This window comes from Paraglaciecola sp. T6c (assembly GCF_000014225.1).
Classification (GTDB): Bacteria; Pseudomonadota; Gammaproteobacteria; order Enterobacterales; family Alteromonadaceae; genus Paraglaciecola; species Paraglaciecola atlantica_A.
The window spans coordinates 710628-724566 of the sequence record NC_008228.1 but is presented as its reverse complement, the minus strand read 5'-3'; the positions used below and the strand labels follow the sequence as shown (position 1 = coordinate 724566).

Annotated in this window: 10 protein-coding genes; all 10 read right to left on the bottom strand. The window is 45.4% G+C overall.

Translation table 11 applies throughout. The features are described from left to right. Nucleotides 1–43: 43 nt before the first annotated feature. Entirely contained in the window at nucleotides 44–541 is a 498-nt protein-coding gene (gene ilvN, locus PATL_RS03205) for an acetolactate synthase small subunit (protein WP_006994009.1), read from the bottom strand. Then, the gene (locus PATL_RS03200) at nucleotides 541–2259 is read right to left on the bottom strand and encodes an acetolactate synthase 3 large subunit (protein WP_011573517.1); all 1719 of its coding nucleotides are present in this window, start codon (nucleotides 2257–2259) and stop codon (nucleotides 541–543) included. The genes ilvN and PATL_RS03200 overlap by 1 nt, the downstream gene beginning before the upstream one ends. Before the next feature lie 220 nt (nucleotides 2260–2479). Continuing rightward, the gene (maoP, locus tag PATL_RS03195; RefSeq protein WP_006994011.1) at nucleotides 2480–2848 is read right to left on the bottom strand and encodes a DUF413 domain-containing protein; all 369 of its coding nucleotides are present in this window, start codon (nucleotides 2846–2848) and stop codon (nucleotides 2480–2482) included. A gap of 203 nt (nucleotides 2849–3051) precedes the next feature. Continuing rightward, complete coding sequence (locus tag PATL_RS03190) at nucleotides 3052–3540, bottom strand: DUF4442 domain-containing protein (protein ID WP_011573516.1); 489 nt, start codon at nucleotides 3538–3540, stop codon at nucleotides 3052–3054. A gap of 321 nt (nucleotides 3541–3861) precedes the next feature. After that, complete coding sequence (locus tag PATL_RS03185; RefSeq protein WP_006994014.1) at nucleotides 3862–4161, bottom strand: DUF1244 domain-containing protein; 300 nt, start codon at nucleotides 4159–4161, stop codon at nucleotides 3862–3864. A 32-nt stretch (nucleotides 4162–4193) separates the two neighbouring features. Next, nucleotides 4194–4781, bottom strand: coding sequence for a glutathione S-transferase family protein (locus PATL_RS03180; protein WP_011573515.1), 588 nt, complete (start codon nucleotides 4779–4781; stop codon nucleotides 4194–4196). Between the two features lie 149 nt (nucleotides 4782–4930). Beyond that, nucleotides 4931–8068 (bottom strand): efflux RND transporter permease subunit, encoded by a 3138-nt coding sequence (locus PATL_RS03175; protein WP_011573514.1) that lies wholly within the window; start codon nucleotides 8066–8068, stop codon nucleotides 4931–4933. Then, on the bottom strand, nucleotides 8068–9231 hold the full coding sequence (locus PATL_RS03170) for an efflux RND transporter periplasmic adaptor subunit (protein ID WP_011573513.1): 1164 nt from the start codon (nucleotides 9229–9231) through the stop codon (nucleotides 8068–8070). The genes PATL_RS03175 and PATL_RS03170 overlap by 1 nt, the downstream gene beginning before the upstream one ends. A gap of 412 nt (nucleotides 9232–9643) precedes the next feature. Then, entirely contained in the window at nucleotides 9644–11689 is a 2046-nt protein-coding gene (locus PATL_RS03165) for a RecQ family ATP-dependent DNA helicase (protein ID WP_011573512.1), read from the bottom strand. 206 nt (nucleotides 11690–11895) lie between these two features. After that, nucleotides 11896–13683: a trans-sulfuration enzyme family protein gene (locus PATL_RS03160; protein ID WP_011573511.1), complete on the bottom strand. Its 1788-nt coding sequence runs from the start codon at nucleotides 13681–13683 to the stop codon at nucleotides 11896–11898. Nucleotides 13684–13939: the final 256 nt, after the last annotated feature.

Below are 13939 nucleotides of genomic sequence, written 5' to 3'. Positions count from 1 at the left end.
TTTTTAGATTTTAGGTTTGAATCTTAGATATCGAACATAACCCTTATGGGCGCAGTGCTTTGTCACCCCGTGCCAAACCACAGATCCCGGTGCGAGATGCTTCGATGATCTCAGTGCTCTGTGCCAGTACATTGGCAAAGGCATCTAGTTTGTCGCTCGTGCCAGTGACTTGAATAGTATAGTTGTTCAAGTCCACATCGATGATTTGTGCACGGAAGATATCCACATTTCGGTTCACCTCAGAACGCACTAGCTCACTGCGCGTAGCGACTTTAATCAACATAAGCTCACGCTCAACATGGCTGCCGTTAGTCAAGTCGGTCACTTTAAGCACGTCAATCAGCTTATTAACTTGCTTAGTGATTTGCTCGATAACCTTATCGTCTGCTTGGGTGGTAATAGTCAAACGAGACAAACTTTTGTCGTCTGTCGCTGCCACACACAAAGAATCAACGTTATAGCCACGCTGGGAAAAAACACCCACGATACGGGATAAAGCACCTGGGGCGTTTTCCATTAAAACTGAAATAATACGTTTCATTATGTGCGCTCCGTTTTGCTTAATCTCATGTCGTCCATTGCGCCAAATTTAATCTGCATGGGGTATACGTGTTCGTTTTGATCGATTGCGATGTCCATAAACACCAAGCGTTCCTTCTCTGCGAAACAACGCTCCATGGCGGCATCTAAATCGTCTGGATGCTCAACACGAATACCAATGTGACCATAGGCTTCGGCAAGCTTCACGAAGTCAGGCATAGAATCCATATAAGAGCTTGAATAACGGCTCTTGTAGTTCATATCTTGCCATTGACGAACCATACCTAAGGCGCGGTTATTCAAAGAAATGATTTTAATCGGTAGCTTGTATTGCAAACACGTCGACAACTCTTGGATATTCATCTGAATACTGCCATCACCAGTGATAACCACCGATGTTGCATCAGGATGGGCCTTTTGTACGCCCATTGCAGCAGGCAAACCAAAGCCCATGGTGCCCAAACCACCAGAGTTTATCCAGCGACGAGGTTTGGCAAACGGGTAATACAGAGCTGCAAACATTTGATGCTGACCTACATCTGAACTTAAATAGGCATCACCATTTGTATGTTTATACACCGACTGAATCACTTCTTGCGGTTTAATCAGGTTATCATCTTTTTTGTAGCTCAAGCAGGTACGGCCGCGCCACTGCTCAATTTGCTCCCACCAATCAGCCAACTTAGCCTTTTGCTTAGTGGTATCTATGTCGCCCATTTGGCTTAGAAGCTGCTTTGCCACTTGGTCCACACTGCCTACAACCGGCACGTGCACAGCAACCGTTTTAGAAATAGAAGCAGGGTCGATATCTACGTGAATAATGGTTGCGTGGGGGCAGAATTTTTCAACGTTATTCGTTACGCGATCATCAAAACGCGCACCTAGTGCCAATATACAATCCGCATTGTGCATTGCTTTGTTTGACTCTAACGTGCCATGCATACCCAACATACCTAGGCTCTGCTCGTGCACGCCAGAAAATGCACCCAGCCCCATCAAAGTAGATGTAACAGGCAAGTTTAGTTTTTCTGCAATTTCAGTCACCAGCTCACTTGCTTCTGCAGCAATCGCGCCACCGCCCACATATAAAATAGGACGCTTCGCTTCAAGCAACACTTTCGATGCTTTTTTGATTTGTTTGCTGTGTCCCTTAAGTGTTGGATTATAAGAGCGCATAGTGACATCTTCAGGGAACTGATACGGATGCTCTTCAAGTACGTTAACTATGTCTTTTGGTAAATCGACCACCACAGGACCAGGACGCCCAGTGTTGGCAATATAATAAGCTTTAGCGATAGCTTCAGGAATATCAACAGCGCGCTTAACGAGGAAACTGTGTTTAACCACAGGGCGCGAACAACCGACCATATCGGTTTCTTGGAAAGCGTCTTCACCAATATGCATTGAAGGCACTTGACCAGACAAGATAACCATTGGAATTGAATCCATATAAGCAGTGGCAATACCGGTTAGGGTATTTGTGGCACCAGGACCAGACGTGACCAGCACGGTTCCTGTAATACCAGTAGAACGGGCATAACCATCAGCCATGTGCGCAGCACCTTGCTCGTGGCGAACCAAAATGTGTTCTACATCTTCTTGCGCGTACAATGCATCATATATATCTAATACGGCTCCACCGGGATACCCGAATACGTGCTTAACCCCAAGATCTTTTAGGGTTCGCACAACCATTGCGGCGCCTGACATCATTTCCATCGGCTACTCTCCTAAAAAGTTGTTAAAAAAAAGGTTTCGGCACAATATCGCTACCAAACGAACGAAAACTATACTTGAGGGAAGAGTAAGATTAAACAGGAAATGTGATAAAAGTGAGATATATATCCCAATATAGCAATATATTAGGATATATCTTTCGATTCATAAGATTACAACCACGTTAATAGGATGATATTACGAATTTACAACTAAAATAAGGTTAATCATCCAGCTCAATTTCTAAGTCACTATCTTCAGTCAAGTCATCATCATTGCTCTGAGATGACGGTCTACTACCGTAAATATTGCCAAGTTTAGGTCGATGTATACGTTTGTCATACTTAGACCATGCTTTTTCAGCAACATTACTCGGGTCTTTCTCACCTTTAGCCACAGCTAACAGTGAGTTATCTTCATCACATTCCGGTTCAATTCGGCCATCAAGTAAGGCAGCAATTAAACAACCGTATTGGCTCAGTGCTTTGCTTTCAGAAATTGAAAAGTCACCTGAACGTGAAAAACCATAAGGATAGTTTTTAGGGTCGCTAAAAACACGTTGAAACAATGATTCTCTAGAAAGTTGTGCCATGATGGCATCCCCGATTTAAATTAAATGAAAGACGTTATAATTTGGCTACTGCCAACCTGCTTTATAATTTAAATCCGAAATCTGTCAATATTTTTCACGGCATTTTATATACGATTTTTTTCCGATAAATAGTGATTTTTGCACTATCGTTTCTATGGAATTTTTATGACAGTTCGTCTGCTCATTTCAAGAGGGAAGAATTCTTAACGTTTAGGCACCCAAGCCCATATCATTTCGCATTCAACAGGCTCAATCCCTGTTGCATCTGTTACTTTGACTTGTACGTTAATTTCACCTTTCTCTCGCTCTTGTAATAGGGCGATCTGCTCATCTGTCAGAGTCGCTATCGCTTTCATGTCGCCTGTCGCACGTTTGACATAATTGAGGTTCATGCACTTAATCAGCGGTAGCTTATCGCCAGGTAAATTGATACCCACAATAAAACCAGTGGCCGACTCTGCAAGCAACGCCATGGCCGCGGCATGCACACTGCCAATGTGGTTCTGCACCTTTTTACGGTTTTTCATACGATATTCCACCTGACGCCCATTTGTAGCGACAACATCGATACTAGTGGTACCCGCCAATTTAACCTTATGGCGAAACACCTTCGTCATTAAAAAGGCACTAATAGGCGCGGGGTATTGATTAACTTTATCTACGAATTTTCTAAGGGGGTTAGAAACAGGCATGCTGTGACCTTTCATCTGGTTTGACCAGATGCCAGTGTGCCAACAAGAACGCTCAGTTACAAACAATTAATAATTGCATTCGCCAAATGAGCACTGCGTCTATGAAAGTGCTACAGCGATGAAAGTGCTACAGTGGTGAGAGTGCTGTAGCTACAAAATGCTGTGCTTTAACAGTGCCTATGAAGGTATTCTCGTGCAGTGCCATGCTAACCATCGTGATGAGAAACCTGTGTAATAACAGAACGTTGTCGTGTGAGCAGTTATTCACTCCCTAAGCGCAGCCTAGGGAGTGGTTATATGGCAGTCACGTACTCTGGGTAGTTAGCCGCAGGGGTTTTGGCGCTTTTCAAAAGCCTCGAGCTGCTCTGGTGTGGCTGGCGTCTGATATTTTGCCTTCCAGTCGGCAAATGGCATACCGTAAATTGCTTCACGTGCTTGGTCGTAGTCCATGTCAACGCCCTGCTCTTTAGCGCCCGCCATGTACCATTTAGACAGACAATTACGGCAAAAATCAGCCAGAATCATCAAATCGATGTTTTGCACGTCTTTGTTTTCATCCAAATGTTTAACAAGCTGACGAAATGCCGCCGCTTGGGCTTCAGTTTGTTGTTCTGGGGTCATGATTTTCCCTTTGTTCGTTACCTAAATTCAGACTACATTCTGGGGTCAGTTGCGGTAACTTCAATGCGCTGAGCATTTTCTTGGTGAAATTCGAGTAATGCATTTAACCCTTTTAAATTATGCAAACTTCTAAACTCGACCCAGTCGATAAGGCTAAACAAGCATATAGCGGGGTAATTCCAGTTAGCAAATTCGCCGTCCTGCACTTGGCCGTCCAATTCAGCCAACACATTGTTTACTCGCTCTTTTTGCAATTTAAAAAACAATTTATCGGTATCGGCGACCACATCTGATTGTGACAATTGAAACATTTGCACCAGACTATCGTTAACGGCGTCGATTAAGGTTAGCTGGTTTTCTTGTGGCCAGCTTAAGGCTGGAAAGCCATGGCGTTCACTCAAGTAACGAAATATCACCCGAGAGTCGTAAATAAACAGACTTTTATCGTCTTGCACGTGCTCCAGTGCGGGCACTTTCATGGCTGGGTTTTTAGTGATTAATATTTCACGGCCCGCTTTTTCGTATATCTGCATGTTGATAAACTCATGCTCTATATTGGCTAACCAAATTCGCAAGCGGCGCACATAAGGAGAAGTCGTAGAGCCATACAATTTGTACATATGCGATCCTTTAAATTACACGTAGAGGCGAAGAAAAATAATAGCGAAAGCTGTTGCATGATGCACGTTTTAGGTTGATACGTAGTGAAAAAGTTCACTGAGCCCCCAAGAGAAGACGGCGCTTTCTTGGGGGCACATTGAGGAGATGATTACTTATCTGCTAGCAATGGCGCGTCCGCCAATTGCGCCATAGTAGCGCTTTTACGCTGATCTCTGCCCGCCTTTAACGCCAACAAACTGGGGGTCAGAACCAAGGTCAGTAAAGTGGCAAATGCTAAGCCACCGGCAACCGCTGTGGCTAATTGCGACCACCACTGAGTAGACGGACCGCCAATATCGACATTGCGACCAATAAAATCAATGTTAATTTCAGCCACCATAGGCAACAGGCCGAGTATAGTCGTCACCGTTGTCATCAAGACTGGGCGCAAGCGTTGGGCGCCCGTACGTAAAATGGCATCGGTGGCGCTGTAACCTTCTTTGCGCAATATGTTATAGGTATCGATCAACACAATATTATTGTTCACCACTATGCCCGCCAGTGCGATGACACCTATGCCTGACATGACCACGCCGAATGGCTTTTGAAAAATAGCGAGGCCTAAAAAGACCCCAACAGTAGAAAACAACACTGCGCTTAAAATTAAAAAGGCCTGATAGAAGCTATTAAATTGAGTGACCAGAATAATCGCCATAACAAACAGGGCGACCAAAAACGCATTCATCAAGAAGCCTTGGGATTCGGCTTGCTCTTCATTTTGTCCTTTAACCGACAAGCTTACCCTTGGGTCTAGGTTCAGCTCAGGTAACTGCGCCTGCAGTTTAGGCAGCTCAATACTCAGCAACTCTCCTGGGGACATATTCGCTTCAACGGTAATCACTCGCTCGCTATCAACGTGACGAATTAAGTCAGTTTTGGGCTGCGCTTTGCGATCGACAAAATTGCCGATGGGCACCATACCTGTTGCGGTTTTCATGCGCAGTTCGTCAAGCTTTCCGATAAAACGCGAATCAATTGGATAGCGCACACGAATATCGAGCTCATCGTCCACATCATCAGGGCGATATTCACCAATTTTCAAACCATTGGTAACGAATTGTACTGTGCTGCCCACTAATGTGGCATCTGCACCAAAGCGCGCAGCGTCACTGCGATTCACCTTTAGTTGCCACTCAATACCAGGCTGGGATGCGGTATCACTAATAGAGGTAAATTTATCGTTTTCATCTAATGCGTGGCGCACTTTTAATGCGGCTTCGTTCAAAAGCTCAGGAAAGCGAGACGATAACTGGATCTGCAAGTCTTTACCCGATTGAGGACCGTTCTGGTCAGGGGTAATTTCAATGTCCAAACCCGGCATATCTGCTAGGCGCTCTTGGGTTTCCTTAAGAACATCGTCTGAATGAGGTCGCAAGTGCCAATCGACCAAATTCAAACGTAAATATCCAATCTGATCTTGGCCACCAGTGCGTGCATATAAGGTCTCGATGGCGTCCATATCAATGAGTTTTTCTTCCACCTCTTGCACTATGCTGTCTTTCTCGTAAATGGACATCTCACCTGAAGAGCGCACAGTTACATTAATGCCACTGCTGTCGACCTTAGGAAAGAACTCCAGCCCAAGACCCGATGAAAAATACGCGAAGAAGGACAATCCAGCCACCACGAAGGCAATCATTAGTACCTTCCACGGATTGCTTATCGCTTTTGCTAATAAACGCACATAGCGGCCGGTAAACCCCCTTAATTTGGTTAAATCGCCATTCTCTGCGAGCAACATTTGTTCTTTAGCTTGGGCTGAGATGGTTTGCGGTTTACCAAACACGGCCCCGAGCGTGGGGACGAACACCAAGGCCATAAGCAAAGAAGCGGATAGCACGGCAATCAAGGTAAACGGCAAGTACTTCATAAACTCACCCATCATGCCCGGCCAAAACATCAGCGGTGCAAAGGCGGCCAGTGTGGTTGCGGTGGATGCGATAATCGGCCAAGCCATGCGTTGTGCTGCCTTTAGATAAGCTTGCTGCTTGGTTGCTCCTTCACCCATACACCTGTCAGCATATTCGGTGACCACTATAGCGCCATCTACCAGCATACCTACCGCCATAATCAGGGAGAACAAGACCACCGTATTTAGGGTATAGCCGAACATAGCGATGATAAGAATGCCGGTGAGGAACGAACCCGGTATCGACACCCCCACTAAGATGGCGGTTCGCAAGCCTAAGATAGCCACAATCACCACGGCGACGAGAATAACGGCGCTCGACACGTTATTTTGCAGATCCCCAAGCATCATGTTTACATCAACGCTTTGATCCCCCGTGTAGCTCACATACACACTGCTAGGCCACATGGAAGTTTGTTGAGCGCCTTCTATCAGCTCTTTCACATGAGCCACGGTTTCAAGCAGGTTTTCTCCAGGTCGTTTTTTAACTTCTAAGGAAACAGAATTATCGCCATTTAGACGCGCAAAACTTGATGGGTCTTTATAAGAGCGGCGAACCTGTGCAACATCTTGAAAGGTAATAACGCGCTCACCTTGCACTTTTACAGGTTGCTCCATGACATCTTTAACGGACTCGAATACCGATGGCACTTTTACTGCAAAGCTACCCTTTCCGTTATCCATTGTACCTGCGGGAACTAAGCGATTATTGCGCGATAGCAGGTTGAGAATATCGTTTTGATCAAGCCCGTAAGATTCCATCAACAAGGGATCAACGACAATTTCAACGATGTCTTCTCGATCACCGCCAATATCCACTTCTAGTACTTCACTGAGGCTTTCTAAGCGATTTTGTAGCTCTCTGGCCACGGTGACCAAAGCACGTTCGGCCACAGGGCCAGACAACACCACAGTTATCGCCGCTTGTTGACCCGCCATCGTCACTTCATGAATGGTCGGTTCTTCTGTTTCTGAGGGCAACTTGGCGCGCGCTACGGTGACCTTGTCACGCACATCGGCTAGGGCGTCTTTTGAATCTAGGCCTGCGATAAACTCAAGGGTGATATTGGCGAAACCTTCACCTGCGGTGGCTTTCATTTCTTTGACGCCATCAATAGAGCGCAGCTCTCGCTCCATGGGCTTGACCAACATGCGCTCAGCATCTTCTGGGGATATACCGTCGTGCACAATTGATACATAAATAAACGGAATGGGAACGTCGGGATTTGCCTCTTTGGGAATGGTGGCATATGTCACTGCGCCTGCCACTATCAACAAAACAAACATCATCAATACAGTACGGCTATGGGTAAGCGCCGCGGCAATAAGATTATTCATTACTGAGCCTGCAGATCGGCGTTTGGTTGTGTGTTATTTGACGTGCCAACAGCGGCTTGCTGATGGCCCATATCGCCCTCAACATAAGTAACCTTGACTTTGTCACCGTCTCGGACAAAACCATGACCTAGGGTGATAACATCGGTGATCTCGCCCATGCCGCCTAGCCACACCCCTTGGCTATCGCTTTTAACAATATCAATGGGGATAAACTTTACATGTTCATTTACCACGGTTTTTACACCTAAATTACCCGCTTCGTCTAACGCCATTACCGAAGGGGTAATACGCACCGCCAAAGTGGGTTTCAGGGGAACAGATAACTCGGTGCTCATACCTGCTAGGTATTTAGTCTCAGGGTTATCAATGGCAACCTCGACATTGAACGTATTGGTTCCCATGTCTGACACGCTTGAAATATAACGGATAGTGCCGGTAACGGTGTCATTTGAAATCATACGGCCTGAGGCTTTCTGGCCCAACGTCAGAGCTTGCACATCACTTTCTGTGACATCTGCTGTGATAATCAGTGGGTCTAAATCCACCAGCATGGCTACTTCATCGCCATCCTTGAGTAAATCACCAAGCTCTACGTGACGTTCGTTGACTATGCCGTCAAAGGGGGCTCGCAACGTAGATTTGGATAACGCCAATTCCAGCGTACTGACCTCAGACACCGCTGTTTCCAAGTTTGCTTGCGCTTGCGCTAAGTTTACTTTGGATTGATAGCCTTTTTGGCCAAGTGACTCTGCACCTTCTAACTCGATTTTGCGTTGCGCTAACGTCGACTTTGCTGATTTAAGGCGGTTAAGCAGATCGCTGGTTTCAATATCAATTAGAGGTTCACCTTCTTTCACGCTTTGCCCTTCAGTCACATAGATTTTCACTACTAGACCATTGACTTCACTGCGCAGCGTTACCCTACGATTAGGTTCAGTGCGACCGTATAAGTTAATTTCTCGGGTGATAGGTTTGGCGTGCACTCGCTCAGCACGAACACTAACAAGTCCGGCGTCTCTGTGTTTTGCTTCTTTGCGTGCTTGGGCATTGTCGGTTTGTTCTGCGAATAACATACCGGATGCGACCCAGAGCGTAAGTAATATTAGAATAACGAGCGCTATCCAATAAGGCTGTAAACGAAGGGTGTGCATCAACTTTGACATGAAATTTCCTATAAGACGAGCGCTTGAGTTGTGTGTTTTATTAAGCTTACTGCTAAGGCGTGATTAAAGAAGCAGTTTAAATGTTACTAAGGTGTAAATTATCACCAAATAACTATTATTCGGTAACAAGTTATGTATTTTTAATGATTTTAATCACATTTATCGACCAATAACGAATTTTTCTCATCACAGGGCGAAATTATTATTTCCCACGAAATGCCATTACCCTAGCACTGATAAACAGCCTGAAAAACAGCATGATGCCAACCCTTTAGTCAGAAGCGGTGTGCCGTACTTTCAATTAGCTTTTAAAAACGGGTTGTTAGAATGGCTTTTTGTAATAAACCTGTGGTTGCGCTCTCGTTACTGCACATCAATATTTTACCCTGTAGCGAACACTTATTTATTTACATTATTCTACTATAAAGCGACGTACGACCTCTTTTATCGCTGGGTAGCGACTCTTTTCACAGATAGCGTAACCCCGCACTTGGCGTATCTTTAAACCGGTAAATAACGGCATCGTCATACCGGTTAAAAATCGGCAATAGGTATCTTCACTTAGGCGATACTCCACTTTTCCTTCTATGTGCTTTGCCAACGCCTGCATGGCTTCAGCCACGGCAAGTTCATCTATCTCAGGTACTTCACTGGTGACATGCAGGTGAGCCACTTCTCCACGACATACACTGCAATGACCGCATTTTTCTGGGGTATTGAGATCGTCAAAGTAACGTGACAAGTTATGGCTAAGGCATTTATCTAACTGAAAAAAGCGCACCAGCATCGCAATACGTTGCAACTCTTTCTGTTCTTTATCAGTAAAATAGGCGTGCAATGTTTGGGCTAATTCAGGCTGGTTTAGCTTATCTGTATCCACCTGAAACACTTCAGTGATTTGCTTAGTTTGCAATTCAATGAGTTGGTTTTGTGCTAAATACTCCAACGCAGCTACGACTCGAGCGCGCTCGGCCCCAGTTTGTTCAAATAAGCTATCAAAATTCAAACTACCCCATATCTTTTTAAAGTCGGTATTGGCGAACACACTGGTTAAAAAAGCTTGGCGGTTTTCGTCAAAGCGCGCCAGTACATCTGCTTTGTCCTGCAGAAATTTAAAACGCACGTCGGCAAAATATGCATACTGCGGGCGCACAATCCCCATCAGTTCAAGCTGCACCAGTAGGGTTTTTAATGGGAGTTGGCGAATATTACTAAGGGTAGAAAGGCCGTTTATTTGCAGCTCCCACTGGCTAGCATGGGCAAATTCAGTAGCCCCATTATTTTCGTGTTGAGTCGCGTGTTGCCCTATGGGTTTAGCAATGTGATTTTGTGTCCCTTGACGAATATCGTCCAGTAAAATTTGGATCCCCTGCAATTCAGGCGTATCGCCATAAACAAAATTTTCCACTGTGTGTAGACCATCCAAATTTCCCAGTGTAATACAGTGAGAAAGTTGGCCGTCGCGCCCTGCTCGGCCGATTTCCTGGCTGTAATTCTCAATAGACTTGGGTAAATCGTAATGCACGACAAAGCGAATATCTGACTTGTCGATCCCCATGCCAAATGCAATGGTGGCCACAACGACTTGAATACGCCCCTCCATAAAGTCTTGCTGTACCCGCTGGCGAACCTCATCACCTAACCCAGCGTGATAGGCTTTAGCGGACACCCCGTCGGCCGCTAAACGCTGCGCCACTTGTTCGGCGCTATGCTGCAAGGTGACATACACAATCCCGCAGCCTTGTTGCGCTTGGATAATCTGTATAAGTGTCTGATTTTTTTCTCGCTCAGGAGTGGCGCTAACGTGCAGGTCTAAGTTTTTGCGGTAGAAGCCGGTTTGCACTACGTGCTGCGGCTCAATGGCAAACCGTTTGGCCATGTCTAATTTGACTTTTTTGGTAGCCGTTGCTGTTAGCAGTAATACCAAAGGGATATTTAACTGGGCTCGATAATCCGGCAGTTTCAGATAATCTGGTCGAAAATTATGCCCCCACTCAGAAATGCAGTGAGCCTCATCAACAACCAGCATGGATACAGCAACACTGTCGATAAACTGACGAAAGCGCTCATTCTTAAAACGCTCAACTGAGACCATCAATATTTTTATCTCGCCGCTTCGCACGCGCTCCATAGTGCTGCGCTGCTCATCAGGACTCAAGGTTGAATCAATGCTGCCTGCCGCAATGCCCTTGGATTGTAAAAATGCTAACTGGTCTTTCATCAACGCTAATAGTGGTGATACCACTAGGGTCAAATGGGGTAGGTGCAGTGCACAAAATTGATAGCACAAAGATTTACCCGACCCTGTGGGAAAAATAGCTAGGGAAGATTGGCCGTTAAGTAGCTGACTAACAACCTGCTGCTGGCCGCCACGAAATTGATCAAAACCAAAAGTGTTAGCCAGGCTGGCATTTTGTGCCCCCTGATCATTAGCGATATCGACAGTGGTGTTTTGCATGGGGCGGTCCTTTTAGCCTTCGAGAACTTCCATGCATGGGGTAACTGATGCTCTGGCTTAGACGTTAGAAATGCGTTAGAGCGAGCTTACACCGAGAGTTGAAAAAGAAAACGAGCGACAATGTGGTAATGACAGTAGTCGCTCAGTATAGGCAAAGCTATGATAGATTTCAGCCTACATTTGCTGAAAAGCAAAGCGCTGTTGTGTTAGCCGATCCAGTCTTGAGTGTCTCCTAACGATCTTTGCTGCTGTTGCATCACGCGCGTCGCCACATCTGCGTATAAGCTGTCAACTTGCTCTGGCGACATAAAGCATTCGCTGAATCCTGGGTAGGCTGGGTCAATGTGTAAGCGAGCACTGTTTATTAAGTGTCCGATCAATGCTTTCACATTATCCGTGCCCATAGCCACGCGCATTGTTGTAAGATAAATCCCGCCTTTGTGTTGAGTATCTGTATCTAACTCAGAATGTGAGGTTAACGCTGGACACAGTATAATGGTGTTGCTTTGGCCTATGCTGACCTGATGACTAAATGCCGGTTCAAGCGCATCAAAAAAGCGCACAAACGTATCTCGGTCTATTTCAGCCCTTTGCATATCCATGGTAAATAATGGGCAAGACCAGCCATTGTGCATTTGATTTGCCCTTAGCTGACTATTAGCGTGACCTTCTATCGCGTGACAGTTAACGTTTACATCGAGGTGAGATGCCATAAAGTGACTAAACACGGATGTGTTAATCACCTTTTGTAGCATTCGCATTTCGAGGGTCTTCATGCCGGTTAACACATCAAATGCCTTCTCAGAATCAAGAAACGCGCCTTTGATATAATACACATCCCAAAACATGGTTTTAGACCAATCGTAACCGTTAACACTGTCCCCTTTGGCTTGAAACATACGATAACTTTGCCCTATTACCACACCTGCCGTTGTAGCACCGCTGCCGCAAATATCCTTGGTGTAGCTGTGCACCACATAATCTGGGCGTTCTTGCTCGTCTTCACGCTGCAGCGGTTGGTGCAATACCGGAGTTGCCAGGGTTGAATCAAGCATCACCAAATGCCCTTCGCCGTGACTGATTTTGCTGATAGCGGCAACGTCGAGCACATATCCATGGGGGTTACAGGGCGACTCAAGATACACATGCAATGATTGGTTAACTAAGCGCTGTGCATGCTTGTTTTTCACGTGAGCTAAAAACGCGGAAAATTCTGCGCTTGAGTACCCATCAAACCACTCCAACTGAATATTGAGGCGATTTTCACGAGCAAAAAAGTCATGTAATAACTGGTACACACCGCCATACACATTGCGCGACACAATCAATACATCACCATGACTCAACACGTTAGACAACAATGCATCGATCGCGGCCATCCCCGAGTTAAAATTCCACGCTAAGTAGTCTTGTGCATAGGGACCCGCTTCTAAATCAACGATGGCGTTAGCCAGGGAAATATTAGTCGGGTTTAACAAGCGTGAATAAATTTGATGAGTTGACTCCTTCCCTTGAAAGGCATCGTCTACCCATTCTGTGCAGGCATACACATAGGTGGCGGTGCGCACAACCACCGGCGTAGCTGAAAACAACGCAGTCACATTATCGAACAACGGGTAGTGGTGTTTGGATAATCCAGCACCACCTTGATTTGTCATGCTTTGATAGGTCGCTCTAAACGGGTTTTGCAAGGTATCCAGCACTTTGGCTATCTGAAATGAAAGGAATTTTTTGGCATTAAAATAAGCGACTTTGTCTTTATGCTCCAATCCTGCCAGTGTGTCGCTAGTGACCTGCCATAATTGATTAACATCGGCTTGGGCGTGATATAAATGGCTCGCCGCCTGAAATAATGCTTGGCCATAGTCAGTTCCAATATCAATACCAAAATGCGCTAACTGCTCTTGTGTTAGCTCATCTATGCTCGTGGCCTGAGTGGTATTACGTTTCGGAGAAAGAAGTTTCGCATGTTCGATACTATGGGTGCGTTGCATAACATTGCCTTAGCCAGTTTATATTTCAAAAAAAAATCATACTCCAAATTTAAGTCGAAAATAAAACGATTAAACCAAATATAATTTCAACAGGCAGGCCTAAACGGCACGAAAACGTTACTAAATTGTTAAATAAGCCATATTTCGCTCACGCTCAGTACTGAAACGATTGAAAATTAACGCACTTTTAGTGGTAAAAAACAGGAACGCCATTAGTATAGGTCTATAGCGTTACGTTGAATAAATCGCTTTGAAG

Bases quoted from the DNA above. Each gene is read 5' to 3' on its own strand.
- ilvN (WP_006994009.1), bottom strand. From the start codon at position 541: ATGAAACGTATTATTTCAGTTTTAATGGAAAACGCCCCAGGTGCTTTA.
- PATL_RS03200 (WP_011573517.1), bottom strand. From the start codon at position 2,259: ATGGAAATGATGTCAGGCGCCGCAATGGTTGTGCGAACCCTAAAAGAT.
- maoP (WP_006994011.1), bottom strand. From the start codon at position 2,848: ATGGCACAACTTTCTAGAGAATCATTGTTTCAACGTGTTTTTAGCGAC.
- PATL_RS03190 (WP_011573516.1), bottom strand. From the start codon at position 3,540: ATGCCTGTTTCTAACCCCCTTAGAAAATTCGTAGATAAAGTTAATCAA.
- PATL_RS03185 (WP_006994014.1), bottom strand. From the start codon at position 4,161: ATGACCCCAGAACAACAAACTGAAGCCCAAGCGGCGGCATTTCGTCAG.
- PATL_RS03180 (WP_011573515.1), bottom strand. From the start codon at position 4,781: ATGTACAAATTGTATGGCTCTACGACTTCTCCTTATGTGCGCCGCTTG.
- PATL_RS03175 (WP_011573514.1), bottom strand. From the start codon at position 8,068: ATGAATAATCTTATTGCCGCGGCGCTTACCCATAGCCGTACTGTATTG.
- PATL_RS03170 (WP_011573513.1), bottom strand. From the start codon at position 9,231: ATGTCAAAGTTGATGCACACCCTTCGTTTACAGCCTTATTGGATAGCG.
- PATL_RS03165 (WP_011573512.1), bottom strand. From the start codon at position 11,689: ATGCAAAACACCACTGTCGATATCGCTAATGATCAGGGGGCACAAAAT.
- PATL_RS03160 (WP_011573511.1), bottom strand. From the start codon at position 13,683: ATGCAACGCACCCATAGTATCGAACATGCGAAACTTCTTTCTCCGAAA.